The organism is Glycomyces tritici, from assembly GCF_030403505.1.
Genome location: NZ_JAUEMJ010000003.1, coordinates 464,440 through 490,701, shown reverse-complemented (window position 1 = coordinate 490,701; position 26,262 = coordinate 464,440). Strand labels below are relative to the sequence as shown.

Here is a 26,262-nt window from a genome sequence, read left to right as displayed (position 1 = left end):
TCCGGGGCGTCGCTTGTTTTCCAGCTCATATCGCGCGCGTAAAACTCACATTCGCGGGACCCGATCCCTGTCGCCGCCGTGGCGGACCCGGTACATTACCCGCAGGTTCAGACCTGCCCCGTTACCCTGTTTCCCGAGGTGCCAGCTGCCCGGCATCGCACCACGCCCGCACAGGAGTGCCCGCCACATGGCCACCGAAGCCACTGCAGAGAAGAAGGACGCGCCGCAGCCCGGCCGCGTCGACGAGTTCTTCGGCATGACCGAGAACAAGACGAACTGGAAGCGCGAGGTCCTCGCCGGGACCACCACCTTCCTCGCGATGGCGTACATCCTCGCCGTCAACCCCGGCATCCTCAGCTTCGCGCTCACCGAAGCCGGGGTCGACGCCCCCAACCCGGGCGCGGTCTTCACCGCGACCGCGCTGGCCTCCGCGCTCGGCTGCCTCGTCATGGGCCTGTGGGCCCGCTACCCGATCGCCACCGCTCCCGGCATGGGCCTGAACGCGTTCTTCGCGTTCACCGTGGTCCTCACCCTCGGCATCCCGTGGCAGACGGCGCTCACCGGCACGCTCGTGTCCGGCGTGCTCTTCTTCATCCTCGCCGTCACCGGCGCGCGCGAGGCGATCGTGAACGCGATCCCGACGCAGCTGAAGCTCGCCGTCGGCGCGGGCATCGGCCTGTTCATCGCGTTCATCGGCCTCAAGGGCGGCGGCATCGTCGTCGCCGACCCCGCGACCCTGGTGTCGCTGGGCTCCTTCCAGGGCGAGGGCTCCGGCACCGTCCTGCTCACCGTCTTCGGCCTCCTCGTCACCGCCGTGTTCATGGTGCTGGGCTGGAAGGGCGGCGTCTTCTACGGCATGCTCGCGACGCTGGTCGCCGGCGTCCTGACCGGCGTCATCGACCTGGAGCTCGCCGAGGGCTTCACGCCGAACCTCGACTCGTTCGGCGCGGCCTTCACCGGTTTCGAGGACGCGTTCACCGTCCACATGATCGCGGTCATCCTGACCATGCTGTTCGTGGACTTCTTCGACACCGCCGGCACCCTCTTCGCCGTGGCCGGCCAGGCCGGCCTCATCAAGGAGGACGGCAAGCTGCCGCGCGCGGGCCGCGCCCTCGCCACCGACTCGATCGCGACCTCGGCGGGCGCGGTGCTCGGCACCTCGACCACCACCGCGTACATCGAGTCCACCGCGGGCGTCTCGGTCGGGGGCCGCACCGGCCTCACGGCCGTGACGACCGGCTTCTGGTTCCTCGTGTCGCTCGTGGCGTTCCCGGTGTTCGGCCTGTTCGCGAACAACCCGGCGGTCACCGCGCCGGCGCTCATCGTCGTGGGCGTGCTCATGGCGAAGGCGCTCGGTCAGATCGAATGGGCCAAGCTGGAGTACGCGATCCCGGCGTTCCTCATCGTCGCCGTGATGCCGCTGACCTACTCGATCTCGAACGGCATCGCGCTGGGCCTGGTGTTCTTCCCGATCATGATGGCCGCCCGGGGCCGCTGGCGCGAGGTGCACCCGATCGCATGGGTGCTCATGCTCGCCTCGATCGGCTACTTCTTCTTCCTCACCGAGTAAGCGGGACGAGCGGAAAGGGGCCCGGGAGCGAATCCCGGGCCCCTTCTGCCGTCTTACGCCGCGCGGCGCAGCGCCTCGGTCAGCTTGAGGCGCGAGCCGGTGTACAGGACGCTGCGCTTGTACAGCTGTGCGCCGAGGGCGAGCGCTCCGGCCGCCGCGAGCACGAGGAGACCGATCGAGAGGGCGATCTCCCAGGCCGGGACCGTGGTGATCGCCATGCGGGTGGGCATGGTGATCGCGGAGAACGGCGGCACGATCGAGAGGACCTGCGCGAAGGTGCTCGTGGGCGCGTTCAGCGTGAAGATCGCGCCGACGTAGCTCAGGGTGAGCGACATGATGAGCGGGGTCAGGACCGACCCGGACTCCTCCTGGCGGGAGACGAGCGAGCCGACGCCGCCCGCGAGCGTCCCGAAGAGGACGAGCGCGATGAGCCACCAGCCGATGGTGGAGACCGCCGCGGAGGCGGTGCCCGGCGGCAGGTCGGCGAGCACGCCGGTCGCGGCGGAGACGCCGAGGCCGGCCGCGATCATGGCGACGAGGTTGACCAGGGAGATCACGCCGAGGCCGATGACCTTGCCGCCCAAGAGCTGCCAGGGCTTGAGGCTGGTGAGGAGGATTTCGACGATCCGGCTGGACTTCTCCTCGACGACGCCCATGGCGATGTACTGCACGGGGGTCATGAGCATCATGAACATGATGATGGAGATGACGAGGCCGGTGAAGTAGCTGGTCACCGGGTCGGTCTCGCCTTCGGCGAGGGTGACGGTCTCCAGCGGGCGCGGGGTGAGCGCGGTGGCGATCTCGGCGTCGCTGAGCCCGGCGTCGGCGAGGTTGGTCTGGACCGTGGCGGCCTGCCAGGCCGAGTCGAGCTGGGCCTGGAGTCCCTGGCCGGGGTTCTCCTCGCTGTAGAGCTTGCCGTCGGCGACGGCGGTCTCGACGGTGCCGTCCTCGACCGCCTGCTCGGCCTCAGCCGCCGAGTCGTACATGGTGATGTCGAAGCCGCCCATGGCGTTGAGCTGGCTCTCCATCGCGGCCGCGTTGGTCCCGGCGAGGCCGATCTTCTCGGCCTCGTCGTCCCCGCCGCCGAGGATCGTGGGCAGTGCGGCGAGCACGCCGACGATGACGACGGTGACGATGAGGCTGATCAGGTTGGCCTTGGAGAGGCCGCGGACGCGGATCTCGCGTCCGGCCACGAGCATCAGGCCGCGCATCCGCGAGGCCTCGGGAGTCGGGGAGCTCATCGGGTCACGGCCTCTCGGAAGATCTCGGCGATGGTGGGCTGGTCGTAGGCGAAGTGGGTGACGCGCCCGGCGGCGGCGGCGATGCGCAGCACCTCCTGGTCGTCGTCGGCGTCCTCCACGAGGTAGTCGTCGCCGTCGCGGGTGACGGTGCCGGGGAGCGAGGCGGTGAGGTCCTGGGCGGTCTGGACGCTCACGCGCAACTGCTTGACCTCCTTGGCCTTCAGCTCCTCGACGGAGCCGGCGGCGATGATCTTCCCGTTGCCGATGATGACCACGGAGTCGCAGAGCCGCTCGATGAGGTCGAGCTGGTGGCTGGAGAAGATCACGGGCGCGCCTGCGGCGGCGCGGTCCTTGAGGGCGGTGCCCATGACGTCGACGGCGAGGGGGTCGAGGCCGGAGAACGGCTCGTCGAGGATGAGCGCCTCGGGGTCGTGGACGAGCGAGACCGCGAGCTGGACGCGCTGCTGGTTGCCGAGGGAGAGGTCCTGCACGAAGTCGCCGGAGCGGTCGGTGAGGTTCAGCTGCTCCAGGAGCGCGGCGGCGGAGCGCTTGGCCTCGGCGCGGCTCATGCCGTGCAGCTCACCGAAGTAGGCGATCTGCTCGGCGGTCTTCATCTTGGGGTACAGCCCGCGTTCGGAGGGCATGTAGCCGAAGCGGCGGCGCGCCTCGACGTCGAGCGGGGCGCCGTTGTAGACGATCCGGCCGGAGTCGGCGGCGAGCACGCCCATGGCGATGCGCATGGTCGTGGTCTTGCCGGCGCCGTTCGCGCCGACGAATCCGACCACCTCGCCGGGGGCTGCGGTGAGCGACACGCCGTCGAGGGCAACGGTGTCGCCGAACCGCTTGTGGAGGTCCTTGATTTCGAGCATGGATTCACCCTAGGCCGCGCAGCGCGGCGGATCCTCCGCCTTGAGAGGGATACCGGCCCGGCCGCGTTCATTCGCGAGGAGTAATCGCGACCGGTGGCGGAGGTCAGCCCGGCTCGGGGACGTTCCGGAACGCCTTGAGCGCGAACAGCCCGACCAGGAGCGCCGTGACCGCGAGCAGCAGCAGGCCGATCGTGTAGTCGCCGTTCGCCTGGTAGTTCGCGCCCATGATGAGCGGCGGGAAGTACCCGCCGAGGCCGCCCGCGGCGCCCACGATCCCGGTGACGCCGCCGACGCGCGCCGGGTCGACGAGCTCGGCCACGAGTGCGAACACGCCGCCGGTGCCCAGGCCCAGGAACAGGGCCATGAGGACGAACTCGGTCCCGGCCGGGACCTCCAGGGGCGGTTCGAGGGAGAGGAGGACGGCCATGACGGCGGCCCCGAAGAACGAGGTGAGGCAGACCTTGAGGGGCCCCACCTTGTCCGAGAGGATGCCGCCCGCCGGGCGCGCGATGACGGCGGCGAGGCTGAACCCGGCCGTGCGCAGGCCCGCTTCGGTCTGCGCGAGGCCGTACTCGGCCACGAGCATCGTCGGCAGGTAGGTCGAGAACGCGACGAAGCCGCCGAACGCGATGGCGTACAGCAGCGACATCTGCCATGTGACCTTGAGCTTCATGACGGCCTTGAGCCGCGGCAGCGCCGGTTCGGTCGAGGCCCGCCACTGCGGGGCGTTGCGCGTGAACGCCCAGACCACCACGCCCATCACGGCGAGCGCGGCGCACATGAGGAGGTGGGTCGGCAGGAGCCCGAGCCACGCGACCAGGCGCGGGGTGAAGAACGCCGAGAGCGCGGTGCCGCCCATGCCAGCGCCGAAGACCCCGGTCGCGAAGCCGCGCTTCGCGGGCGGGTACCAGGAGTTGACGAACGGGATGCCGACCGCGAACGACGTGCCCGCGATGCCGAGAAGGAACCCCGAGACCAGCAGGGCCGCATAGGAACCGCCGGACAGGCCGACGAGGAGCACCGGTACGACGGCGACGAAGCACGAGGCGGTGAGCATGATCCGGCCGCCGAACCTGTCGGTGAGGATCCCGGCCGGGATGCGCCCGACCGCGCCCACGAGCACAGGGAACGCGACGAGGATCGAGACCTGCGTCGGGTCGAGGTCGAGCCGGTCGCCGTAGGTCTTCGAGAGCGGGCCGATGAGGTTCCACGCCCAGAACGTCAGCGCGAACGCGGCGGTCGCGAGCGCCAGGTTCGAGCCCGCCCCGCGCCGCACGGCGGCCTGCGGTGCGGCCGCGTCGGCAGTGGTCATCGCTGCTCCCTTCCCCGGAGGGCCGAGCGGCGGCCCCGGGGACAGTATGCCGATTCGTCCTCTTCGGAGGCGTGAAAGCGCCTAATCTGGGCCCGGACCGCACCCGGACCCGGATGGAGCGAGCAGTCATGGCACAGCACCGAGCGGCGGCTTCCGAGCGCAGCGCGGGGGACCTGCTGCTCGCCACGGGCCTCTTCCTCACCCGCTCGGAATCCACAGAGGATAAGCGAGTGGTCTTCAAGGAGGGCGGGCGCGAAGGGGACGTGTTCTACCGCGACCGCTGGAGCCACGACAAGGTCGTGCGCTCCACGCACGGCGTGAACTGCACCGGTTCGTGCTCGTGGAACGTGTACGTCAAGGACGGCATCATCACCTGGGAGACCCAGGCGACCGACTACCCCTCGGTCGGCCCCGACCGCCCCGAGTACGAGCCGCGCGGCTGCCCGAGGGGCGCGGCCTTCTCCTGGTACACGTACTCGCCCACGCGCGTGCGCTACCCGTACGGGCGCGGCGTGCTCGTCGAGATGTACCGCGAGGCCAAAGCGCGCCTGGGCGATCCGGTCGCCGCGTGGGCCGAGGTCACCACGGACCCGCAGAAGCGCCGCCGCTACCAGTCCGCGCGCGGCAAGGGCGGACTGGTGCGCATCGGCTGGGACGAGGCGGTCGAGATCGCCGCTGCCGCGCACGTCCACACGATCGGCGCGTACGGGCCCGACCGCATCGCCGGTTTCAGCCCGATCCCGGCGATGTCGCAGGTCTCCCACGGCGTGGGCGCGCGGTTCGTGAACCTCCTCGGCGGCTCGATGCTCTCGTTCTACGACTGGTACGCGGACCTGCCCGTCGCGTCCCCGCAGGTCTTCGGCGACCAGACCGACGTGCCCGAGTCGGGCGACTGGTGGGACGCCGCGTACCTCGTGCTGTGGGGCTCGAACGTGCCCGTCACGCGGACCCCGGACGCGCACTGGATGGCCGAGGCCCGCTACCGGGGCCAGAAGGTCGTCACCGTCGCCCCCGACTACAACGACGCCGCGAAGTTCGCCGACGAATGGCTCGCCCCGCACCCCGGCACGGACGGCGCGCTGGCCATGGCGATGGGGCACGTGATCCTCAAGGAGCACTTCGTGGACGAGCGCACGGAGGCCTTCGACGCCTACGTGCGCAAGTACACCGACCTGCCGTTCCTCGTCGAGCTGGTCGAGCGGGACGGGGACCTGGTGCCGGGCAAGTTCCTGCGCCGCGACGCCCTCCCGGGCGAGGAGCCGCACGCCGAGTGGAAGCCGGTCTTCATCGACGCGCGCACCGGCGAGGCCCGCGCCCCGCACGGGACCCTCGGCCACCGCTGGGACGAGGAGCGGCCGGGCAACTGGAACCTCGACCTGGAAGGCGCGGAGCCGCTGCTCACCTGCTACGAGGCAGGCGGCGAGACCCGCGCGATCGCGCTGCCGCGCTTCGACGGTGACCACGAGGGCAGCGCTTACGGCGGCGCCGCCGACGACAGTGCCGCCGACGTCCCTGAAGTCGGCCGCTCGCTGCGCGGCGTCCCGGTCCGCACGGTCGGAGGCCGCCTGGTGACCACGGTCTTCGACCTGCTGCTGGCGCAGTACGGCGTGGCCAGGCCCGGGCTGCCGGGCCGGTGGCCGAGCGGATACGACGACGCCTCCGAGCCGTGCACGCCCGCCTGGTCCGAGTCGATCACCTCGGTCAAGGCGGACCGGACGATCCGCATCGCCCGCGAATTCGCCGCCACCGCAAGGGATTCGGGCGGCCGGGCGATGATCGTCCTCGGCGCGGGCACGAACCAGTGGTTCCACGGCGACACCATGTACCGGGCGTTCCTCACCCTCCTGCTGCTCACCGGCTGCCAGGGCAGGAACGGCGGCGGCTGGGCCCACTACGTCGGCCAGGAGAAGTGCCGCACCCAGACCGGCTGGGCCGCTTACGCATCGGCGATGGACTGGACGCGGCCCGCGCGGTTCATGGCCGCGACCCCGTACTGGTACCTGCACACCGACCAGTGGCGGTACGACACCTACAAAGCAGATGCCCTGACCTCGGCCACCGGCCCCGGACGTCTGGCAGGCGCCCACACGGCCGACCTGGTCGCGGCCTCGGCCCGGATGGGCTGGATGCCGTCGTACCCCACCTTCAACCGCAACCCGCTGCTCATCGCGCAGGAGGCCCGCGAAGCCGGGCTCCCGCCGGCCGACTACGTCGCCCGCGAACTCGCCTCCGGCGACCTGCGCTTCGCCTGCGAGGACCCGGACGCGCCCGAGAACTGGCCGCGCGTGCTCACCGTCTGGCGCGCGAACCTGTTCGGCTCCAGCGCGAAAGGCGACGAGTACTTCCTCAAGCACCTGCTCGGCACCCAGAACTCGGTGCAGGGCGAGGAAGCGGGTCCAGGGGACCGCCCGACCGGGGTCGTCTGGCATGGCCAAGCGCCGCAAGGAAAGCTCGACCTGCTCCTCTCGCTCGACTTCCGGATGACCAGCACCACCCTGCTCTCGGACATCGTGCTCCCGGCCGCCACCTGGTACGAGAAGCACGACCTGTCCACAACGGACATGCACCCGTTCGTGCACGCGTTCTCCCCCGCGATCGACCCGCCCTGGCAGGCCCGCACCGACTTCGAGGCCTTCCAGGCCCTCGCCCGCCGCTTCTCCGAACTCGCCGAAGACCACCTCGGCACCGCCACCGACCTCGTCGCCGCGCCCCACCAGCACGACACGCCGGGGGAACTCGCCCAGCCCGGCGGCACCGCCCCCGACTGGAAGGCCGCAGGCGTCCCGCCCGTCCCGGGCAGGACCGCGCCCGCGATCCTCAGTGTCGAACGCGACTACCCGGCCGTCGCCGCCAAGATGAACGCCCTCGGCCCGCTCGCCGAGACCAAGGGCCTGCCCGTCAAAGGCGTCTCGTTCACACCCGACGCCGAGATCGGCTGGCTCGCCCAGCGCAACGGCACCTCCACCGAAGCCCCGGCCCGCGGCCGCCCGCTCATCGACACCGACGTCAAAGCCTGCGAGATGATCCTCGCCCTCTCCGGCACCAGCAACGGACGCCTGGCCTCACAAGGCTTCGAACGCCTCGCCGTCCGCGTCGGCACCGACTTCGACGAACTCATCCACGGCTCGGCCGAACGCCGCGTCGTCTTCGCCGACACCCAGCACGGCCCCACCCCCGTCGGCGCCAGCCCCGAATGGTCGGGCAAGGAGGCCCACGACCGCCGGTACTCGCCGTTCACCATCAACCTCGAACACGACAAGCCCTGGCACACCCTCACCGGCCGGATGCACTTCTACATGGACCACGACTGGATGCACGAGTTCGGCGAGGCCCTCCCCGTCTACCGGCCCCCGCTCAACATGCACCGCTTGTTCGGCGAACCCGAGATCGGACCGACGGGCGAGAAGGCCGTCGCCGTCCGCTACCTCACCCCGCACTCCAAGTGGTCCATCCACTCCGAGTACCAGGACAACCTGCTCATGCTCACGCTCTCGCGCGGCGGACCGAACATCTGGATGAGCCCGCACGACGCCGAAGCCATCGGCGCCGAGGACAACGACTGGGTCGAAGCGGTCAACCGCAACGGCGTCGTCGCCGCCCGACTCGTCGTCTCCCACCGCATGCCGCGCGGCACCGTGTACATGTACCACGCCCAGGAGCGCATGGTCGACGTCCCGAAGACCGAGACCACCGGCAAGCGCGGCGGCATCCACAACTCCCTCACCCGCCTCCTCGTCAAACCCACCCACCTCATCGGCGGGTACGCCCAGTTCTCCTACGCGTTCAACTACATCGGCCCCACCGGCAACCAGCGCGACGAGGTCACCGTCGTCCGCAAGCGCACCACGGAGGTCCAGTACTGATGGGCGAGCGCATCGGCAAGGTCATGGCGCAGGTCGCCATGGTCATGAACCTCGACAAGTGCATCGGCTGCCACACCTGCTCGGTCACCTGCAAGCAGGCGTGGACCAACCGGCCCGGCGTCGAGTACGTGTGGTTCAACAACGTCGAGACCCGCCCCGGCCAGGGCTACCCGCGCCGCCACGAGGACCAGGAGCGCTGGCAGGGCGGCTGGAAGCGCACGGCCGCAGGCAGGTTGAAGCCCCGCGCGGGCGGACGCCTCAAGAAGCTCGCCACGATCTTCGCCAACCCCAAGATGCCGTCCATCCAGGACTACTACGAGCCCTGGACGTACGACTACGAGCACCTGGTCTCGGCCCCGCTCGGCGACGACATCCCCGGCGCGCGCCCCCGCTCCCTCATCTCCGGCGACCCCATGCAGATCACGTGGAGCGCCAACTGGGACGACGACCTCGCCGGCGGCGAGGAGCTCGGCTCGCAGGACCCGATCGTGCAGAAGATCGGCGACAAGGTGAAGTTCCAGTACGAGCAGAGCTTCATGTTCTACCTGCCGCGCATCTGCGAGCACTGCCTCAACCCCAGCTGCGTCGCCTCGTGCCCCTCGGGCGCCATGTACAAGCGCGCCGAGGACGGCATCGTCCTCGTCGACCAGGACAAGTGCCGCGGCTGGCGCATGTGCGTCACCGGCTGCCCCTACAAGAAGGTGTACTTCAACCACAAGACCGGCAAGGCCGAGAAGTGCACGCTCTGCTACCCGCGCATCGAGGTGGGCATGCCCACGGTCTGCTCCGAGACCTGCGTCGGGCGGCTGCGCTACCTCGGGGTCGTCCTCTACGACGTCGAGCGCGTCGGGAAGGCCGCGGCGGTGAAGGAGGAGCAGGACCTCTACGAGGCGCAGCTGGACGTCTTCCTCGACCCCGACGACCCCGACGTCCAGGCCGCCGCCCGCCGCGACGGCATCCCCGAACGCTGGCTCGAATCCGCCCAGCGCTCACCGATCCTCATGCTCGCCAAGCGGTTCCGCCTCGCGCTGCCGCTGCACCCGGAGTACCGGACGATGCCGATGGTCTGGTACATCCCGCCGCTGTCGCCGGTGGTCGACGCCCTGAGCGAGACCGGCCACGACGGCGAGGACGCCGGCAACCTCTTCGCGGCGGTCGACACGCTGCGCATCCCGATCGAGTACCTCGCGGAGCTGTTCACCGCGGGCGACCCCGAGCCGGTGAAGGCCGTGCTCAACCGGCTCGCCGCGATGCGCGCGTACATGCGCCGCATCAACCTCGGCGAGCCCGCCGACGAGTCGATCGCAGAAGCGGTCGGCCTCGCGGGCACCGACATCGAGCAGATGTACCGCCTGCTCGCCCTCGCCAAGTACGACGACCGGTACGTCATCCCGACCGCCTACGGCGTCGACGAGGCCGACCGCGGCGTCATCGAGGAGATCGGCTGCTCCCTCGACTTCGAGGACGGCCCCGGCATGGGCGGCTCCGGCCCGTTCGGCGAGGCCTCCGGAACGCCCGCGCCCGCCAGCGTCGAGACGTTCCACGCCCTGCGCGACCGCCAGACCAGCGACGACCCGGCCGGCGCGACCCGCCGCTTCAACCTCCTGAACTGGGACGGCAACGGCCGCCCTCCGGGATTGTTCCCGGCACGGGACCAGCAGCACCGCGCGGAACGGGAGCCGAAATGAACGCCGTCGTCCGCCAAGCCGCGGCCGTCCTCCTCTGCTACCCGGACCGCGACTTCTACGAGCGCCTCCCGCTCGTGCGCGCCGCCGTCGCCGAGACCCCGCCGGGCGAGGCCCGCGAAGCCCTCACCGCGTTCTGCGCGTACGCCGCCGGCACCACCGGGCTCGAACTCGGCGCGGCCTACGTCCGGACCTTCGACCTGAAGCGCCGCAGGGCACTCCACCTCACCTACTACACCGACGGCGACACACGACGACGCGGCCACGCGCTGGCCCGGATCAAGGAGATCTATGCGGCCTGCGGATGGCGCCTCGAGCCCGGCGAACTGCCCGACCACCTGGCGGTGGTCCTTGAATTCGCGGCCAGAGGCGATGCCGTCCAAGGCCGGCGCCTCCTCGAGGCCTTCCAGCCGGCGATCGAGCTGCTGCGCGCCGCCCTCCACGAGTGCCGCAGTCCCCACGCCGCTGTCCTCGACGCCGTGGCCGCAACCCTCCCGCCCGCCGACGAAGCCCGCCGCGAAGCCACCCGAATGGCCGCCGCCGGCCCCCCGGCCGAGGACGTAGGGCTCGACCCGTTCGGCGGCAAGGTGCCGCTCGGCATGCCGGTGGCGATGGGAGGCAGGCCATGAGCCCGACGGCCCTCGACTACCTGCTGTGGGGCGCGCTCCCGTACGTCGTGCTCGCGATCCTCATCGGCGGCACCGTCTGGCGCTACCGGTACGACCGCTTCGGGTGGACCACCCGCTCATCGCAGCTCTACGAGTCGCGACTGCTGCGCATCGCCAGCCCGGTGTTCCACTTCGGACTGCTCGTCGTGATCATCGGCCACGTCGTCGGCCTCCTCATCCCCGAGACCTGGACCGCCGCGGTCGGCATCACCGACGAGATGTACCACGTGACCGCCCTGTCCCTGGGCGCCATCGCGGGCGTGACGACCCTCGGCGGCATCGCCCTCCTCATCTGGCGCCGCCGCACCAACGGACCGGTCTTCAGCGCCACCACCGTGAACGACAAGGTCATGTACCTCGTCCTCGTCGCCGCGATCCTCGCCGGCCTGGCCACGACCCTGCTCTCGGCCGTCGCCGGTCTGACGGGCGGCCACGAGGTCGACTACCGCGAGACCGTCTCGCCCTGGTTCCGCAGCATCTGGATCCTCCAGCCGGACGTCGCCGCCATGGCCGCCGCCTCCGGCGCGTTCAAGCTCCACGCGCTCATCGGCCTGGCCCTCTTCGCACTCTTCCCCTTCACCCGGCTCGTCCACGCCTTCAGCGCCCCGGTCTGGTACCTCTTCCGCCCCTACGTCGTCTACCGGACCCGAGACCGGGAGCCCACTCCGTCCTCCCGCCAGGCGCCTCGCGGCTGGAGCTGATCAACGCCGCCAGCGCCGCCCGGCCCTGAACTCGGCGTGGCCGCCGGAGCCGGTGACGGGATTCGCGGCGCATCTCAGTTCCGGTCGCGCTTGCGTTTGCGCTTTCGTCGGTCCTTGCGGCGCTTCGCTTCGCGCTCAGCACCGGTCGCACGGGGCGAGCCGTTCCCGTGCAAGGCCCGCGAACGCCGCTTCCACCGCTCGACATCCGGAGACTCCGTTCCCTTGTGCATTGCGGCCACATCGAAGAACGCGCCGAGCATTGCGGCGGCAGTGATGAGCAAGACGCCGACCCAGATCGACGGTGCCCCGTTGAGCAGCGTGTAGTGGGCCGTCGTGAAAGGCCCGTCGGAGGAGGTGATGTGGTGCAGCCACGCGAGCAGCACTGCGATCAGCGCCGCGCAGCCCGCGATGGTGCCCCACAACTTCCCCGGCAGGGCGCCGATCGGCGGTACCCGGCGCTCGGAGAACCTGCGCTCGCGCGTGCGGAAGTGCTGGATCGCGCCGATGACCGCCATCAGCACCAGACCGAAAGGCAGGAACGGAACGATCGGGCCGTCCAGCAGCGACTCGGCCTCGGACCGGTCGTCGACGACGACCAGCCCGGCTTCCCCGTCGCCCGGTGAGAACACGGCCCACGCGTCGATCTCGCTCGCCGAACGGTCCCGCGGGTCTTCGTCGAACTGGACGCGTTGGTCCTGAAAGTCCATCCTGGTCCCGCCGAGCTCGGCGAACCCGTCGAGGTGGGCCTGCCACGGCGACCTGCCGGGCTTCCGGATGCCGTCGATCGTGACGACTTGTGCCGCGACGATCTGCGGGTCCGAGTCGGTGAACCGGTGCCAGGGACGGTCGTTGCCCGCGACCCCCGAAGCCAGCGACAGGATCGCGCAGACGATCGCGTACGAAATCCCGAGGACCATCCGGCGATGCCGCACTTGCGCCTTGGGGCTCACCGGCACTGCGGCGTCCTCCCCGCCGATCGCCGCGGCGCGCACGCACCACCAGACGAGCAGCGCCGTGGACCCGCCGAGCAGCGCATATCCCGGGGCAGTCGGGAATCGGTAGTCGACAAGGGAGACGAGGTACAGCATCGTAAGGGTGTGGAACGCGGCGGCACAGAGCCAACCGTGCACGAGGAGTCGAGGGGTTCCCAAGGCAGGCACTTTCCAGTTTTTAATGCAGGGCCACTGAGCGTACCTGCGGCGACGCTGAACCGGGGTTCGCGAACAGCGCCCCGGCCCGCACGGCAGCGGGCCTTGGGAACATGGAACGGGGTTCAAGCAGACGGATCGGGATGGAGTCGAGATGGCGGACGACTCGGCGCTGCGGAAGCGGCTGCGTCACGTGTACTGGATCGGAGGCGGCAGCGGAGCGGGAAAGTCCACCGTCGCAGCCGCCCTGGCAGACCGGCATGGGCTGCGGCTCTTCGGCACTGACGAGGCGATGCCGGACCACGCGCGGCGGACCACCGCCCAAGACGCGCCCCGCCTCCACGAGTTCATCGCGATGAGCATGGACGAACGCTGGCTGGACCGATCGCCCGAGGTCATGTTCGAGACCTTCCACTGGTTCCGCGGCGAGGGGTTCCACCTGATCGTCGAGGACCTCCTGGCGATGCCCGCGGACCAGGGGATCGTGGTCGAGGGCTTCCGGCTGCTGCCCGCGCTCGTCGCGCCGCTCCTCGCCGACCGCCGCCGGGCCGTGTGGCTGCTGCCGAGCCCGGACTTCCGCGCGCACGCGGTCCTCAAGCGGGCGAAGGCGACGCGCAGCCCCGGATTCCTCGCCCAGACCAGCGACCCCGAACGGGCCGGGCGCAACCTGGCCGCGCGTGAGCGGTACTTCGTCGAGCGGCTCCGCGAAGAGACTCGCGACCTGGGGCTCGAGGCGCTTACAGTTGATGCGGCGGTGAGCGAGACCGAATCGGTCCGGCGAGTGGGCGAACACTTCGGCCTCTCCTGAAGCCCCCGGAACCCCCTTGGAAGGAACCCCATGACGCAGGTCGTGATCGTCGACATCGACGGGACCGTCGCGCTTCGACTCGGTGAGAAGCCCCGGTCGCCGTTTCATTTCCACCGGGTCGGCGAGGACGCCCCGAACCCGGCCGTGATCTCGGTGGTGCAGGCGCTGGCCCAGGCCGGGCACAAGATCGTGTTCATGTCCGGCCGGGACGAGGTGTGCCGCACCGAGACGCTGACCTGGCTCAAACGGCATGTCGGCCTGGCGGACGCCGAGCTGCACATGCGCAAGTCCGGCGACAGCCGCCGCGACTCCACAGTGAAGCGCGAACTGTACGAGCGGCACCTGGCGCACCGCGAGGTCCTCTGCGTGATCGACGACCGGGACCAGGTCGTGCGCATGTGGCGCGAGGAGCTCGGTCTGACCTGCCTGCAGGTCGCCTACGGCGACTTCTGACGGCTCGGTCCCGGGCCCCGAGAAGCGGGGCCCGGAACTAGAAGCCGTGGTTCGCGTGCCAGTGGCGGCGATGGGCGTCGATCGACCAGGCCGAGACGCGGTCGGTGTCGGGCGCGGCGGGCAGCGCCGTCGCGCCCGATTCCAGGAGCGCGACGATGCGGGCCCGGATCGCGGCGATCTCGGCGAGCACCGTGTCAAGTTCGGCGACGCCGCCGGACTTCACATGCAGGACCCGCTCGCGGTCGGCGTCGGGCATCGGCAGGGTGAGCCGGGCGTGCTCGGCGATCTCGAGGCCCTGCAGGCCGAGGCGGAGCGCGTGCGAGGCGTACTTGACGTCGTAGCCGTACCGCTCGACCAGCTCGGGACGGTTCGGCAGCGAACCCTGGCGGCCCCGCCCGAGCAGGAGGTCGGTCTGGCCGTCGAGGTAGCCGACGAACCGCTCGACCGCGTGCTGCGAGAGGAACGCGGGCGCGAGGTCGCGCAGTTCCGCGCCGAATTCGGTGGCCACGTAGACCGATGCCTCGGGGGCGAAGAGCGGCAGCAGGATCGTGGGGTTCCCCGCGATGGCGAGTTTGAGGAACTTCCGCAGCGAGTACATGACCAGGTCGGTGTCGCCGTGCGAGGAGCGGTGCCCTTCGGGCTGGGTCCGCCACACGTAGTGGTCCATCGGGCCGCGCAGGCCGACGGCGCATTCGGGCGGTTCGATGAAGACGCCCATCTCGTCGTGGTCGTCGGTCCCGGCGATCGCGATGCCGTGCAGGCCCGAGCCGACCTCGGTGCGCAGGATCTCGCCGCTGCGGGCGATCGCGGCGTCGCCGTGCTCGGTGTGGTCGGGGTTCTCGGTCATCGGGCCAGCTTGCCAAGAAGCGGCGCCTGAAGCGAGCGAGATTCGCTCCTGCGGGGGATTGCGGGCGGTGGCGGCGGGAATCCGCTGAACGGGCCCTGCTGCGCCTGAACGCGGGAGAATGGGGCCGAACCGCCGCCTATCGTGCCGGAGGAAGATCGTGAGCAACTCGCCGTACGTCATCGTCGGGGGTGGCCTGGCCGCCTCGAAGGCCGCGCAGACCTTGCGCGACGAGGGGTTCGAGGGCGATCTCGTGGTGGTCACGGGGGAGGCCCACCGCCCGTACGAGCGGCCGCCGCTTTCGAAGGACTACCTGCGCGGGGAGGCCGACCGCTCGTCGGTGTTCACCGTCGACGAGGACTGGTACGCCCAGAACGCCGAGCTGCGCACCGGCGAGCCCGCCACCGGCCTCGACCCGGCCGGGCGGCGGCTGACCCTGGCCGACGGGTCCGTGCTCGACTACAAGAAGCTGCTCATCGCCACCGGCTCGAGCCCCCGCCCGCTGCCGATCCCCGGCGCGGACCTCCAGGGCGTGCACCTGCTGCGCACCGTCGAGCAGTCGGATCTGCTGCACGCGGCGATCAAGGACGCCGAGCGCGTCGCGATCGTCGGCGACGGCTGGATCGGCATGGAGGTCGCCGCTTCGGCGCGGCAGCTCGGCCGCGAGGTCACCGTGTTCGGGCTCGGGGCGCAGCCGCTCGAACGCGTGCTCGGCCCGGAGATGGGGCTCGTGTTCGCGCGCCTGCACACCGACCACGGTGTGGAGTTGCTGCGGCGCACGCAGGTCGCGAAGATCCTCGGCCAGGACGGGCGCGCGGTCGGCGTCGAGACCGACGACGGGCGCAGGGTCGCGGCCGACGCGGTGCTCCTGGCGGTCGGGGCCACGCCCAACATCGGCCTGGCCGTCGAGGCCGGGATCAACCTGCGCGCCAAGGATCTCGGCGGGGGGATCGCCGTGGACGGGACGCTGCGCACCAGCGGCCCGGACGTGTGGGCCGCCGGCGATGTGGCGAGCATCCCGTCCGTCCACTACGGACGGCCGGTCCGGGTGGAGCACTGGCAGACCGCGCTCGACTCCGGCCCGCACGCCGCGAAGGCGATGCTCGGGGACGAGTCGCCGTACGACAAGCTGCCGTACTTCTTCACCGACCAGTACGACCTCGGCATGGAGTACCTCGGGTTCGTGTCCGGCCCGGACGACTACGACGAGGTCGTCGTCTCCGGATCGATCGAGTCCCTCGAGTTCGTGGCGTTCTGGACCAGGGCCGGGCGCGTGCTCGCGGGCATGGCCGTGAACACCTGGGACCGCATGGCCGAGGTCGAGGCGCTCATCCGCGCCCCCGAACCGCCGTCCCAGGCCGACCTGCAGTCATTCCGCTGAGTCCCTGACCGAGTCCCTGATGAGGAAGGGCCGCAGCAGGTCCGGCACGGTGCCGTCGGCGAAGTCGAGGATCTCGTGCTCGTCGGCGTCGATGACCGCGTAGTGGCCCTTGCCCGCGGCGGTGGTCGCGTCCAGGGTCATGAGGCCCATGCGCCGCTGGAACACCGACTGCTGGAGGCGCCAGCCGATGATCCCGGAGCGGTCGAGGTGGACGGTGGCGCGGCGGGTGCTGCCGCGCCGTGAGACCAGGTAGCGCGGCCCGGCCGCGTGGCCGAGGGACGCGTACGAGTCGAAGGCCGTCCACACGGCGAACGCCGAGGTCGAGACGGCGGCCAGGACGACGGCGGCACTGAGCAGCGCGGGCATCGCCCACAGCAGATGGGCCGCGGTCGCCAGTACCGCCACGACCACGACGGTCGCCGCCGCCCAGCGCAGCCGGCGGTGCAGCGCGGTCCTCGGGTGCGGGGTGAGGCCGGTCGCGAGCGGGCCGACCACCGCTTCGGCGGCGGCGAGCGTCTTGGCAAGGGGCGCAGCGGGAACCAGGGTGCTGAGGTCGCTGCCCTCCTGGTCGGTCTTGAGGCCGATCGCGACCACGTCGAGGCGTCCGGCGCCCGCGGTGCGCACGCCGAGCGGTTCGACGATCTCGATGCCGCGGATGCGCTCCTCTTCGAGGCTGAGCGAGCGCGCGATCATGAGGCCGCGGCGCACTCGCAGCGTGCCGCCGGGTTCGCGGTCGAGGCGGTGGTTCCACCACGCCTCGCCTTGCAGTACGAGGCTTGCGATCGCGCCGAGGACCAGGAGCGCGGCGAGGCCGCCGCCGAGCACGGTCCACGCGCCGTACGCCTCGACCAGGTCGGCGGTGACCTCGACGGGCAGGCCGCCCCGGCCGAACCAGTCGGAGACCTGGAAGACGGCGCCGACGGTGACGCCCGCGAGCATCGGGGTGAGGAACGACAGGGGCGCGTACTTGAGCCAGCCGGGTTCCCAGGTGGCAAGGCGCCCTTCGGTGTCGAGCTCGGAGGCGGCGGCGCCGCGGCGCAGCAGCTCCTGCCGGAGCCGGTCGGCCTCGGTGCGGTGGACGGAGTCGAGCGTGAGCGTCTGCTCGGTGGTGGAGCCCGATCCGCTGCCGGTCTCGCCGGTGCCGACCTTGACCTTGGTGAGTCCGAAGACCCGCTCGAGCGGGTTGGCGGCGAGGTCGACGGAGCGGATGCGTTCGCGCGCAAGGGAGCGGCGGCGTTTGAAGAGGAGCCCGGTGTGCATCTCGACGCGGGTGGCGGTGACGCGGTACCGGGTGGTGCGCAGGCGCACGGCCTCGAACGCGACGACCGCGCCGATGATGAGCGCGGCGCCGGGCACGACCCAGGCGAGGGCGATCGGCCAGGAGGTGCCCGAGGCGATGGCGATCGCGGCGGGCGTGCCGGCGCCGACCATGACGCCGGCCATGGAGAGGGCGGTGGATTTGAGGCCGTCGCGGTGGAGGCGCAGCCAGGGGGTGTCGGTTTCGGCGGCGGTGCGGTCGTCGGTGCCGGCGGGGAGGTCGCTCATGTCGCGTCCCCGGGGGTGGCGTCGGTGAGCTCGGTGAGGCGTTCGGCGAGTGCGGCGGCCTGGTCCTGTTCGAGCCCTTCGAGTTTGATCTCCCCGGCGGAGGACGCGGTGGTCACGACCAGGGTGGAGAGCCCGAACGAGCGCTGGAGCGGTCCCTGCGTGGTGTCGACGGTCTGGATGCGGGACATCGGGGCGATGCGCCAGGTGCGCCAGAAATAGCCGGTGAGGGTGTAGACGGCGGTGTCGGTGACCTCCCAGCGGTGGACGCGGTGCCACCAGACCGGCAGGGTCGCAAGGGAGGCGAGGCCGATCACGGCGATGGCGGCGGCCGGGCCGAGGAGCCAGATGCGGGCGGGGGCGATGAGGATGCCGAGCACGGCGAGCGGGAGGGCGAGCACGGCGGTGGCGATGGCGATCTGGGTGCGCCACCAGGGTTTCACGCGGGGGTCGAACTGGTGCTGGGGCGGACGCAACGTTGTCCTTGACGTGGTCATGCCCCGAATCGTAGTTTCCCGTGACGGATCGGACTTCCGACTCGGGGCGGATATTCCGTGACGCGGTGTCATACCCAGGTACTGTCGGCGGCGCTCCGCGGGCTCCTCCAGTCGCCGGTGGCGAACGGGGCGGGCGGGCACGCGCCCCTTCGGCAAAGGCCCAGGTCAACCGCCCGCCTCCTGCCGTTCCCCGCGCGATCGTCGCCGCCTCCGGCGGGGGGTTTCCGGGCGCCGGCAGAGGGAATCCCGGAACGGGCGTCTGTCGTCCGAGGCATGCGCCACGAGAGGACAGGAGACCGTCATGACTCAGCTGCCGGCGCGGAGGAACGCGATGGGGGCCGACGCGATCAACCTCATCGATGATTTCACCGCTTACATGAACCGAATGATGGGCCCGTACTACTCGCCGCTCGAGGCGGGCGGGGAGGCCTGGACGCCTATGGCCGACGTGACCGAGAACGACCAGGAGTACCACGTCGACATCGACCTTCCCGGGGTCGAGAAAGAGGACGTCATGGTCGACATCGAGGGCCAGGAGCTCACGGTGAGCGGCGAGTGCAAGAAGTTGGAGCACGTTGAAGGGGTCGCGCGCCGGGTGTCGAGGCACTCCGGAGCGTTCGAGCTCATCCTGCGCCTGCCGCACGCGATCGACGCGGGCGGGTGCACCGCCGAACTCACCAACGGCGTCTTGTGCCTGACCGTCCCGAAGACCGCGGCCGCGGGCCACAAGAAGATCGAGGTCACATAGTGAGAGACCCGCGGGATTCGATCCCGCGGGCCTGACGCTGCCTGGAGGCGGTGCTAGCCGATCGCGTGCTCGTCGATCGCGGCGAGCTCCTCGTCGCTGAAGTCGAGGTTCCCGAGGGCGCCGATGTTGTCCTCGAGCTGCTTGACGCTGCTCGCGCCGATGATGACGCTGGTCATGCGCTCGTCGCGCAGCGCCCAGGCGAGGGCGGTCTGCGCGAGGGTCTGGCCGCGTCCGGCGGCGATGTCGTTGAGGGCGCGCACACGCGCCATCGTGGTGTCCTCGAGCGCGTCCTCGTTGAGGAAGACGCTGGTGCGCACGCGCGAGTCCTCGGGGATGCCCTTGAGGTACCGGTCGGTGAGGAGGCCCTGGGCCAAGGGGCTGAAGACGATGCAGCCGGCGCCGACCTCTTCGAGGGCGTCGAGGAGGCCGTCCCGCTCGGTCCAGCGGTTGAACATGGAGTACGACGGCTGGTCGATGAGCAGCGGGGTGCCGAGGTCCTTGAGGATCGCGGCGGCCTTGCGCACCTGCTCGGCGTTGTAGTTGGAGACGCCGACGTAGAGGGCCTTGCCGGAGCGCACAATCGCGTCGAGCGCGCCCATGGTCTCCTCGAGCGGGGTCTCGGGGTCGGGCCGGTGGTGGTAGAAGATGTCCACATAGTCCAGTCCCATGCGGGTGAGGGACTGGTCGAGCGAGGAGATCAGGTACTTGCGCGAACCGTGGTCGCCGTAGGGGCCGTTCCACATGTGGTAGCCAGCCTTGGAGGAGACGACGAGCTCGTCGCGGTAGGGGTGCAGGTCCTCGGCGAGGACGCGGCCGAAGTTCTCCTCGGCGCTGCCGGCGGGCGGGCCGTAGTTGTTGGCGAGGTCGAAGTGGGTGACCCCGAGGTCGAACGCGCGGCGGATGATCGCCCGCTGCGTCTCCAGGGGCCGGGTGTGGCCGAAGTTCTGCCACAGGCCGAGGGAGATCGCGGGGAGTTTCAGGCCGCTGCGCCCGGAGCGGCGGTACTGCATGGTCTTCTCGTAGCGGTCGTCCGCGGGAAGGTAAGTCACGAGTGCAGCCTATCCACCGGAGCCGCTGAACCGACTCGGCAATCGTATTCCTTGGGGTCTGCGCCATACATCCTATAGGATCCGGAAGGGTGAACGGCGGGTGAATCCGCCTCGGCGCCCTACGCGTGCGGGTCGAACTTGTAACCGAGGCCGCGGACCGTAACTAGGTGGCGGGGCTTGCCCGGCTCGGGCTCGATCTTGGAGCGCAGGCGCTTGACGTGCACGTCGAGGGTCTTGGTGTCGCCCACGTAGTTCGCGCCCCAGACGCGGTCGATGAGCTGGCCGCGGGTGAGCACGCGCCCGGCGTTGCGCAGCAGCATCTCCAGGAGCTCGAACTCCTTGAGCGGCAGCTGCACGTCACTGCTGTTCACGGTGACGGTGTGGCGGTCGACGTCCATGCGCACGGGTCCGGCCTCGAGCACGGTGACGATCGGGTCGTCCGGCTCGGCCGAGCGGCGCAGCACCGCGCGGATGCGGGCCACGAGCTCGCGGGAGGAGTAGGGCTTGGTGATGTAGTCGTCCGCGCCCAGCTCCAGGCCCACCACCTTGTCGACCTCGGAGTCGCGGGCGGTGACCATGATGATCGGCACGTTCGAGTGGGCCCGCAGCTCGCGGCACACCTCGGTGCCCGACTTCTCGGGCAGCATCAGGTCGAGCAGGACCACGTCCGCCCCGGCGCGCTCGTACTCCTTGATGGCGGCGTCGCCATCGGCGGCGACGGCCACCTCGAAGCCCTCCTTGCGGAGCATGTAGGAGAGGGCATCGGAGAACGATTCCTCGTCTTCAACTACGAGAACGCGGGTCATAAGTGAATCTTTCTACAGGCCGGCTTGCTGGGATGTTCCGATTGCATCCGATTCCGGTGCCGTGGCGTCGGACGGAAGGGAACGAGCAGGCAACATCAAGGTAAACACTGATCCGGCTTCGGGCATACTGGACACTTCGACCCTACCCCCGTGATTGACCGCCACATGCTTGACGATCGCCAGGCCGAGGCCGGTGCCGCCCGTGGAACGCGAGCGGGCCGCATCGACGCGGTAGAAGCGTTCGAAGATGCGGTCCAGCTCCTCGGCGGGAATGCCGATCCCCTGGTCGCGTACGGCGATGCACACCATCTTGACCCCCGCCAGATGCCCCGTGGGGGAGGCGATGGAGGAGGCGACCTCGACGGTCGTGTTCTCAGGTGAATAGGAGATGGCGTTGCCCACGAGGTTCTTCACCGCGGTCACCAACTGGGACTCCGAACCGAGCACTTCCGCGCCGCGCACGCCCGAGTAGGAGAGCTCGATGCCCTTCTCCTCCGCCGCGATGCGGGTCTGGTCGAAGGCCTCGGCGATGATCCGGTCGACCTCCACGGGCTCGGGGTCGGGCAGCTTCTCCGCGCCCTGCAGCCGCGACAGCTCCAGGAGGTCGGAGACCAGGTGGTTCATGCGCTTGGACTCGGACTGGATGCGGGCGGCGAACCGCGCCGACGCGTCAGGGTCCTCCGCGGCGTCCTTCAAGGCCTCGGCGAGGATCTGCATGGCCCCGACCGGGGTCTTCAGCTCGTGGCTGATGTTGGCGACGAAGTCGCGTCGCACCCGCTCGACGCGGTGCAGCTCGGAGATGTCCTGGAACTCGGCCACGGACACGCCGTCGGGCAGCGGCGTGATGCGCACGCTCACCGCGCTCGGCTCGCCCATGACCTGCTTGGGGACCTCGATCTCGGCGTCCCGGTAGCGGCCGGAGCGGCGGGCCTGGGCCAGTAGCGCGCGCAAGGTCAGCGAGACGATCTCATGGTCGTCCACCAGGCCCAGGTCGCGGGCGGCCCGGTTGGTGTAGAGGACGCGGTTGTGGTCGTCGACCAGGCACACGCCGGTGCGCAGCAGGTCGGTCGCGGCCTCCCAGGGGCGGGAGTCGGCGACGGGGGCGGTGCGGACTTCAGGGCGGGGGGCGCCGCGCTGCCGGGTGCGCATCAGTGCGGAGGCGGCGGCGCCGAAAGCGGCTCCCGCGGCCAGACCGGTGAGGACGCGACCTGCGCTTCTGCGCAGGGACGCGAGCGGCTGCGACGAATCATTGTGGGCCACGACCCCAGCCTAGGACCGAAACGGCCCGGCGTCGAACGCCGGGCCGTAACCGATGTCACCCTGCGTTAACGCAGAGTGCACATTCAGGCTTATTTCTTCCCCTGCGCGGCCACCTTGGCCGCGGCTTCGGCGGCCGCCTCCGGGTCGAGGTACTCGCCGCCGGCAACGAGCGGCGCCAGCGTGGTCTCGTCCAGCTCGTACCGCAGCGGCATCCCGGTGGGGATGTTCAGCTTGACGACGGCCTCGTCGGTCATGCCGTCGAGGTGCTTCACGAGCGCCCGCAGCGAGTTGCCGTGGGCCGCGACCAGCACGGTCTTCCCGGCCCGCAGGTCCGGGACGATCCCGTCGTACCAGTAGGGGAGCATCCGCTCGAGGACGTCCTTGAGGCACTCGGTGGCCGGGAGGATCTCGGGGGCGAGGTCGGCGTAGCGGGCGTCGCCGTCCTGGGAGAACTCGGAGCCGGCCGCGATCGCGGGCGGCGGCACGTCGTACGAGCGGCGCCAGGTCATGAACTGCTCCTCGCCGTACTCGGCGAGCGTCGCGGCCTTGTCCTTGCCCTGCAGCGCACCGTAGTGGCGCTCGTTGAGGCGCCAGGAGCGCTTCACGGGGATCCAGGAGCGGCCGGCCTCGGCCAGCGCCAGCTCGGAGGTGTTGATGGCGCGGCGCAGGAGGGAGGTGTGCACGACGTCGGGGAGCAGGTCGGCCTCGGCGAGCAGCCGCCCGCCGCGGCGGGCCTCGTCCTCGCCCGATGCCGACAGCCGCACGTCGACCCAGCCGGTGAAGAGGTTCTTGGCGTTCCATTCGCTTTCGCCGTGGCGAAGCAGCACGAGAGTAGCGGTCATGCCCCTATCCTGCCGTGCCTCGCCCCGCCCTGCCGCCCGGTCGGCGGACGGGTGTGGCGGGCGTCGCCTCTGCGTCACCGGTCGCTCCGCTCGCCGGAGCGGCAGCCGTACGGCAGCACCCGGTCCAGGTCGATGGAGCGGCTGGCGGCGGCGAGGACGATGAGCTGCGCGTTGGTCTCGACCCGGAACCGGTCCCGCGTCTGCTTGAGGCGGCGGCGCAGGTGGGTGGGGGAGCAGCCGAGCCACGCGGCGGCGTTCTCGTGGTTGGGCGCGGCGATGACGCAGGAGAGCAGTTCGATCTCGTCGGCGCTGAACCGGGAGGTGGTGGTCAGGGGGTGCACACCGGTGTCCTTTCTCGGGGGTCCTCGGCGGGGGCTCAACGCCGTGCGGCGCCGCCGTCGCCGACGGGGGCGGGGGACTGCGGGGCCGCCGCCTCGTCTGCGGCGGGGGCGGGGAGGAACCTGGCGAAGAGCCGGCGGTGGGAGCCGGTGGCGATGAGGACGCCGGACATCACGACCAGTCCCGCGCCGACCTGGAACCAGGTGACCTCCTGCCCGAGGAGGAAGGAGCCCAGGACGGTGAACACGGGGACGAGGTGGAAGAAGATCGCGGTGTCGGCGACGCCGATGACGCGGATGCCGCGGTTCCAGAAGACGAACGCGAGGACCGATCCGAGGGCGCCCATGAACAGCAGTGCGGCGTACACCTGCCAGGGCAGGCCCGCCAGGACGTCGGGCGTGGGGCGGGGCGCGACCGAGGCCGCGACGATCCACAGCGGGACGAAGCCGATGACGGTGGTGACGCCGGTGGTGATGATCGGGGTGCTGTCCTTGACGTAGCGCTTCTGCAGCACCGCGTAGAACGCGAAGCAGATGTTGGCGATGAGGAAGCAGATGTCGCCGAGGTTGGGGGCCGCGAGGCCCTGCGCGGAGCCGAGCAGGACCAGTGCGGCGACGCCGATGAAGCTGATGCCGGTGCCCAGCTTGTGGTTGCCGCTGATCTTCTCTTTGAAGAGGACGGCGGCGACGAGGGCGGTCACCAGCGGGTTGGTCGCCTGGATGAGCGCGCCGTTGGTGGGGGAGGTGAACTGCACGCCGAGGAAGAAGAAGGTGTTGAACCCGAACACGCCGAACATGCTGATGAGCGCGAAGATGCCGAGGTTGCGCTTGGCGACCGCGAGGACCTTCCGCAGCTGCGGGGCGAGGATGAGGCTGATCAGCGCCGCCGCCAGGGTGAAGCGCAGTGCGGCGCTGGCGGGCGGGGTCAGGTGGCCGACGGTGTAGTCGGCGAAGTTGAACGTCAGGCCCCAGAAGCAGGCGGAGAGGGTGAGGAGCGGGTAGACGCTGCGGCTGTCGCGAGTCACGGCGGACTCCTTCGCGATGGTTCCGGTGAGATCGAGCTAGTTCGAATAAAGTCGAACATATCGTAATGTACGATTGAACTCGTACTTCCATTTAGTGATCTGAGTCACAAGGATGAAATATGCAGGAATCACCCGTCGCCGACGCGGAGACGGGCCGTCTCCCCGAGCCGGCCAGGGCGGAACTCCGCCTCGAGAAGGTGCTCGCCGCGCTCAGTGACCCGCTGCGGCTGGACATCGTCCGCGCCTACCTGCGCGACGCCGGCGGCGTCGAGCGCCCGTGCGGCTGGTTCAAGATCGACCGTCCGAAGTCCACCGGCACCCACCACTGGAAGGTGCTGCGGGAGTCGGGGATCATGCGGCAGCGCATGGTCGGGGTCGAGAAGCGCAACACCGTGCGCGAGGACGATCTGGAAGCGCGCTTCCCCGGCCTGCTGGACCTGGTGCGCGCCTGGGAGCCCGCCGACGGGTAAGCGCTGCCGGGCAGCGCCCGCCGGGCAGTGCGGCAGCCGGGCGGCGGGCCCCGCGGCCCGCCGCCCGCCGCGCCCGGCTCAGGCCCAGAGCCAGGCGTCGAGTTCGATCGTGGACGGATGGGCCCGGTTCGAGCTGCTCAGCACCGCCATGGCGGCGTCGGCCACGTCCTCGGCGCTGAGCATCCGCGCCCGCTGCTCCGGCCCGTACTCGACATGGGGGCGCATGTTGTCCCGAAACCCTGTGTCCACTTTGTCGAGGACGATGCTGGAGACCTTCACGCCCCACGCGCGCGCCTCCTCGATCAGGCCCTTGGTCAGCCCTTCGACGCCGAACTTCGAGACGGAGTAGGCGAGCATCGCGCCGGGCGGCGCGCCGCGCTTCCCCCAGGTGGAGGACATGTTGACGATGGTCCCGGTGCCCGCGTCCTTCATGTGCGGCAGCACCGCCCGGGACATCAGGAAGTAGCCGGTCAGGTTGGTGCGCAGGGTCTGCTCCCAGACCTCCAGGTCGGTGTCCAGCACCCCGCCGCGGTAGGCGACGCCGGCCACGTTGAGCAGGTTGTCGACTCTGCCGAAGCGGTCGACGGCCGCCGCGACCGCGGCCTCCACGGCGTCGGCGTCGGCCACGTCGTGCGCGGCGGTCAGCACCCGCCGCTCGGACCACCCCGCCTCGGCGACGGACCGCTCGAGCCCGGGGCCGTCGTTCGAGTGGAGGACGAGTGCGTGGCCCGCGCCGGCCAGGCGGCGCGCGAGGGCGAGCCCGATGCCGCGGTCGGCGCCGGTGATCAGTGAGACCGGCTGGTGGTCGGTGTCCATGTGCTGCTCCTTCGTTCCCGGTTCCGGCCGGACGGCATGGCCGTGAGCGCTGCGGCCTGCGTCGGCGAGCGCTGTGCTCCGGTCGGTGCCCGGTGTCGTGTGGTGGAGGTCCGGCATGCCGCAGGGGTCGCGGACTGCCGTGCGCGTCGAAGCGCCTCGGTCGAGGGAGGGTCTTCCGCGCGGCGGCCAGGGTGGCCGCTGTGGCGGCGGTGGCGCAGCGGCGGGATCCGAGGGTCCGCGCGGACTCAGGGGTACGGCGTCGGTCTGATTGGCGCACAGCCGAACCGGTGGGGAACGCCGACAGTGCGCTCGTGCTCACTCCACGC

General features: G+C 70.6%; 24 protein-coding genes. 10 read left to right on the top strand and 14 right to left on the bottom strand.

All coding sequences use genetic code 11. From position 1 onward, the window contains the following. The first annotated feature begins 187 nt into the window (after positions 1 to 187). Positions 188 to 1,570, top strand: coding sequence for an NCS2 family permease (locus QWI33_RS12680; protein WP_289957509.1), 1,383 nt, complete (start codon positions 188 to 190; stop codon positions 1,568 to 1,570). Between the two features lie 53 nt (positions 1,571 to 1,623). Here the strand turns inward: QWI33_RS12680 and QWI33_RS12675 are convergent, their stop codons facing one another. The 3 genes from QWI33_RS12675 to QWI33_RS12665 form a co-directional block, all read right to left on the bottom strand. Beyond that, positions 1,624 to 2,811 carry an ABC transporter permease gene (locus QWI33_RS12675; RefSeq protein ID WP_289957508.1) on the bottom strand — a complete coding sequence of 396 codons (1,188 nt, stop codon included), beginning with the start codon at positions 2,809 to 2,811 and terminating at the stop codon, positions 1,624 to 1,626. After that, the gene (locus QWI33_RS12670) at positions 2,808 to 3,680 is read right to left on the bottom strand and encodes an ABC transporter ATP-binding protein (protein ID WP_289957507.1); all 873 of its coding nucleotides are present in this window, start codon (positions 3,678 to 3,680) and stop codon (positions 2,808 to 2,810) included. Before QWI33_RS12670 ends, QWI33_RS12675 begins: the two co-directional genes overlap by 4 nt. 103 nt (positions 3,681 to 3,783) lie before the next feature. Beyond that, the gene (locus tag QWI33_RS12665) at positions 3,784 to 4,992 is read right to left on the bottom strand and encodes a nitrate/nitrite transporter (protein ID WP_289957506.1); all 1,209 of its coding nucleotides are present in this window, start codon (positions 4,990 to 4,992) and stop codon (positions 3,784 to 3,786) included. Between the two features lie 128 nt (positions 4,993 to 5,120). Here QWI33_RS12665 and QWI33_RS12660 point away from each other — a divergent pair, with 128 nt between their 5' ends. From QWI33_RS12660 to narI, 4 genes are read left to right on the top strand one after another with little or no spacing between them, the layout of a single operon-like run. Continuing rightward, the gene (locus QWI33_RS12660) at positions 5,121 to 8,855 is read left to right on the top strand and encodes a nitrate reductase subunit alpha (RefSeq protein ID WP_289957505.1); all 3,735 of its coding nucleotides are present in this window, start codon (positions 5,121 to 5,123) and stop codon (positions 8,853 to 8,855) included. Further along, complete coding sequence (gene narH / locus QWI33_RS12655) at positions 8,855 to 10,543, top strand: nitrate reductase subunit beta (protein WP_289957504.1); 1,689 nt, start codon at positions 8,855 to 8,857, stop codon at positions 10,541 to 10,543. Before QWI33_RS12660 ends, narH begins: the two co-directional genes overlap by 1 nt. Continuing rightward, positions 10,540 to 11,169, top strand: coding sequence for a nitrate reductase molybdenum cofactor assembly chaperone (gene narJ / locus QWI33_RS12650; RefSeq protein WP_289957503.1), 630 nt, complete (start codon positions 10,540 to 10,542; stop codon positions 11,167 to 11,169). Before narH ends, narJ begins: the two co-directional genes overlap by 4 nt. Next, positions 11,166 to 11,909 (top strand): respiratory nitrate reductase subunit gamma, encoded by a 744-nt coding sequence (narI, locus tag QWI33_RS12645; protein ID WP_289957502.1) that lies wholly within the window; start codon positions 11,166 to 11,168, stop codon positions 11,907 to 11,909. The genes narJ and narI overlap by 4 nt, the downstream gene beginning before the upstream one ends. A 74-nt stretch (positions 11,910 to 11,983) precedes the next feature. Here narI and QWI33_RS12640 read toward each other — a convergent pair whose 3' ends face one another. Further along, positions 11,984 to 12,997 carry a hypothetical protein gene (locus QWI33_RS12640; RefSeq protein ID WP_289957501.1) on the bottom strand — a complete coding sequence of 338 codons (1,014 nt, stop codon included), beginning with the start codon at positions 12,995 to 12,997 and terminating at the stop codon, positions 11,984 to 11,986. 214 nt (positions 12,998 to 13,211) lie between these two features. On the opposite strand from QWI33_RS12640, the gene QWI33_RS12635 reads away from it, so the two are divergent. Both QWI33_RS12635 and QWI33_RS12630 read left to right on the top strand, forming a co-directional pair. After that, the gene (locus QWI33_RS12635; RefSeq protein WP_289957500.1) at positions 13,212 to 13,865 is read left to right on the top strand and encodes an AAA family ATPase; all 654 of its coding nucleotides are present in this window, start codon (positions 13,212 to 13,214) and stop codon (positions 13,863 to 13,865) included. 30 nt (positions 13,866 to 13,895) lie between these two features. After that, positions 13,896 to 14,318, top strand: a complete 423-nt coding sequence (locus QWI33_RS12630) for a phosphatase domain-containing protein (protein WP_289957499.1) — start codon at positions 13,896 to 13,898, stop codon at positions 14,316 to 14,318. 37 nt (positions 14,319 to 14,355) lie between these two features. On the opposite strand, the gene QWI33_RS12625 is transcribed toward QWI33_RS12630, so the two are convergent. Beyond that, entirely contained in the window at positions 14,356 to 15,165 is an 810-nt protein-coding gene (locus tag QWI33_RS12625; RefSeq protein WP_289957498.1) for a nucleotidyltransferase domain-containing protein, read from the bottom strand. Positions 15,166 to 15,322: 157 nt separating this feature from the next. Between QWI33_RS12625 and QWI33_RS12620 the strand changes: the two genes are divergently transcribed. Continuing rightward, on the top strand, positions 15,323 to 16,543 hold the full coding sequence (locus tag QWI33_RS12620; RefSeq protein ID WP_289957497.1) for an NAD(P)/FAD-dependent oxidoreductase: 1,221 nt from the start codon (positions 15,323 to 15,325) through the stop codon (positions 16,541 to 16,543). On the opposite strand, the gene QWI33_RS12615 is transcribed toward QWI33_RS12620, so the two are convergent. Together QWI33_RS12615 and QWI33_RS12610 are read right to left on the bottom strand one after the other, a co-directional pair. Continuing rightward, the gene (locus tag QWI33_RS12615; RefSeq protein WP_289957496.1) at positions 16,532 to 18,088 is read right to left on the bottom strand and encodes a PH domain-containing protein; all 1,557 of its coding nucleotides are present in this window, start codon (positions 18,086 to 18,088) and stop codon (positions 16,532 to 16,534) included. The genes QWI33_RS12620 and QWI33_RS12615 overlap by 12 nt on opposite strands. Continuing rightward, complete coding sequence (locus QWI33_RS12610) at positions 18,085 to 18,582, bottom strand: PH domain-containing protein (RefSeq protein ID WP_289957495.1); 498 nt, start codon at positions 18,580 to 18,582, stop codon at positions 18,085 to 18,087. The genes QWI33_RS12615 and QWI33_RS12610 overlap by 4 nt, the downstream gene beginning before the upstream one ends. 301 nt (positions 18,583 to 18,883) lie before the next feature. Between QWI33_RS12610 and QWI33_RS12605 the strand changes: the two genes are divergently transcribed. Then, a complete protein-coding gene (locus QWI33_RS12605) occupies positions 18,884 to 19,330 on the top strand; it encodes an Hsp20/alpha crystallin family protein (protein ID WP_289957494.1) in 447 nt (148 codons plus the stop codon). Positions 19,331 to 19,383: 53 nt separating this feature from the next. Here QWI33_RS12605 and mgrA read toward each other — a convergent pair whose 3' ends face one another. From mgrA to QWI33_RS12575, 6 genes are all read right to left on the bottom strand, one after another. Then, on the bottom strand, positions 19,384 to 20,379 hold the full coding sequence (gene mgrA, locus QWI33_RS12600; RefSeq protein WP_289957493.1) for an L-glyceraldehyde 3-phosphate reductase: 996 nt from the start codon (positions 20,377 to 20,379) through the stop codon (positions 19,384 to 19,386). Positions 20,380 to 20,498: 119 nt separating this feature from the next. Next, entirely contained in the window at positions 20,499 to 21,185 is a 687-nt protein-coding gene (locus QWI33_RS12595; protein WP_289957492.1) for a response regulator, read from the bottom strand. A gap of 12 nt (positions 21,186 to 21,197) precedes the next feature. Further along, positions 21,198 to 22,445 carry a sensor histidine kinase gene (locus tag QWI33_RS12590; RefSeq protein WP_289957491.1) on the bottom strand — a complete coding sequence of 416 codons (1,248 nt, stop codon included), beginning with the start codon at positions 22,443 to 22,445 and terminating at the stop codon, positions 21,198 to 21,200. An 89-nt stretch (positions 22,446 to 22,534) separates the two neighbouring features. Next, a complete protein-coding gene (locus tag QWI33_RS12585) occupies positions 22,535 to 23,287 on the bottom strand; it encodes a phosphoglyceromutase (RefSeq protein WP_289957490.1) in 753 nt (250 codons plus the stop codon). Between the two features lie 74 nt (positions 23,288 to 23,361). Beyond that, positions 23,362 to 23,628 (bottom strand): hypothetical protein, encoded by a 267-nt coding sequence (locus tag QWI33_RS12580; RefSeq protein ID WP_289957489.1) that lies wholly within the window; start codon positions 23,626 to 23,628, stop codon positions 23,362 to 23,364. Positions 23,629 to 23,663: 35 nt separating this feature from the next. Beyond that, positions 23,664 to 24,650 (bottom strand): DMT family transporter, encoded by a 987-nt coding sequence (locus QWI33_RS12575; protein WP_289957488.1) that lies wholly within the window; start codon positions 24,648 to 24,650, stop codon positions 23,664 to 23,666. 119 nt (positions 24,651 to 24,769) lie between these two features. Here QWI33_RS12575 and QWI33_RS12570 point away from each other — a divergent pair, with 119 nt between their 5' ends. Then, positions 24,770 to 25,120, top strand: a complete 351-nt coding sequence (locus tag QWI33_RS12570; protein WP_289957487.1) for an ArsR/SmtB family transcription factor — start codon at positions 24,770 to 24,772, stop codon at positions 25,118 to 25,120. A gap of 78 nt (positions 25,121 to 25,198) precedes the next feature. Here QWI33_RS12570 and QWI33_RS12565 read toward each other — a convergent pair whose 3' ends face one another. Then, positions 25,199 to 25,936, bottom strand: a complete 738-nt coding sequence (locus QWI33_RS12565; RefSeq protein ID WP_289957486.1) for an SDR family oxidoreductase — start codon at positions 25,934 to 25,936, stop codon at positions 25,199 to 25,201. Positions 25,937 to 26,262: the final 326 nt, after the last annotated feature.

Coding starts and splice junctions, on each gene's coding strand:
- QWI33_RS12670 (WP_289957507.1), bottom strand. CDS start 3,680: ATGCTCGAAATCAAGGACCTCCACAAGCGGTTCGGCGACACCGTTGCC.
- QWI33_RS12570 (WP_289957487.1), top strand. CDS start 24,770: ATGCAGGAATCACCCGTCGCCGACGCGGAGACGGGCCGTCTCCCCGAG.
- QWI33_RS12585 (WP_289957490.1), bottom strand. CDS start 23,287: ATGACCGCTACTCTCGTGCTGCTTCGCCACGGCGAAAGCGAATGGAAC.
- narI (WP_289957502.1), top strand. CDS start 11,166: ATGAGCCCGACGGCCCTCGACTACCTGCTGTGGGGCGCGCTCCCGTAC.
- QWI33_RS12660 (WP_289957505.1), top strand. CDS start 5,121: ATGGCACAGCACCGAGCGGCGGCTTCCGAGCGCAGCGCGGGGGACCTG.
- QWI33_RS12565 (WP_289957486.1), bottom strand. CDS start 25,936: ATGGACACCGACCACCAGCCGGTCTCACTGATCACCGGCGCCGACCGC.
- QWI33_RS12680 (WP_289957509.1), top strand. CDS start 188: ATGGCCACCGAAGCCACTGCAGAGAAGAAGGACGCGCCGCAGCCCGGC.
- QWI33_RS12640 (WP_289957501.1), bottom strand. CDS start 12,997: ATGCTGTACCTCGTCTCCCTTGTCGACTACCGATTCCCGACTGCCCCG.
- QWI33_RS12615 (WP_289957496.1), bottom strand. CDS start 18,088: ATGAGCGACCTCCCCGCCGGCACCGACGACCGCACCGCCGCCGAAACC.
- QWI33_RS12675 (WP_289957508.1), bottom strand. CDS start 2,811: ATGAGCTCCCCGACTCCCGAGGCCTCGCGGATGCGCGGCCTGATGCTC.
- narH (WP_289957504.1), top strand. CDS start 8,855: ATGGGCGAGCGCATCGGCAAGGTCATGGCGCAGGTCGCCATGGTCATG.
- QWI33_RS12665 (WP_289957506.1), bottom strand. CDS start 4,992: ATGACCACTGCCGACGCGGCCGCACCGCAGGCCGCCGTGCGGCGCGGG.
- QWI33_RS12630 (WP_289957499.1), top strand. CDS start 13,896: ATGACGCAGGTCGTGATCGTCGACATCGACGGGACCGTCGCGCTTCGA.
- QWI33_RS12625 (WP_289957498.1), bottom strand. CDS start 15,165: ATGACCGAGAACCCCGACCACACCGAGCACGGCGACGCCGCGATCGCC.
- QWI33_RS12605 (WP_289957494.1), top strand. CDS start 18,884: ATGACTCAGCTGCCGGCGCGGAGGAACGCGATGGGGGCCGACGCGATC.
- narJ (WP_289957503.1), top strand. CDS start 10,540: ATGAACGCCGTCGTCCGCCAAGCCGCGGCCGTCCTCCTCTGCTACCCG.
- QWI33_RS12610 (WP_289957495.1), bottom strand. CDS start 18,582: ATGACCACGTCAAGGACAACGTTGCGTCCGCCCCAGCACCAGTTCGAC.
- QWI33_RS12635 (WP_289957500.1), top strand. CDS start 13,212: ATGGCGGACGACTCGGCGCTGCGGAAGCGGCTGCGTCACGTGTACTGG.
- QWI33_RS12595 (WP_289957492.1), bottom strand. CDS start 21,185: ATGACCCGCGTTCTCGTAGTTGAAGACGAGGAATCGTTCTCCGATGCC.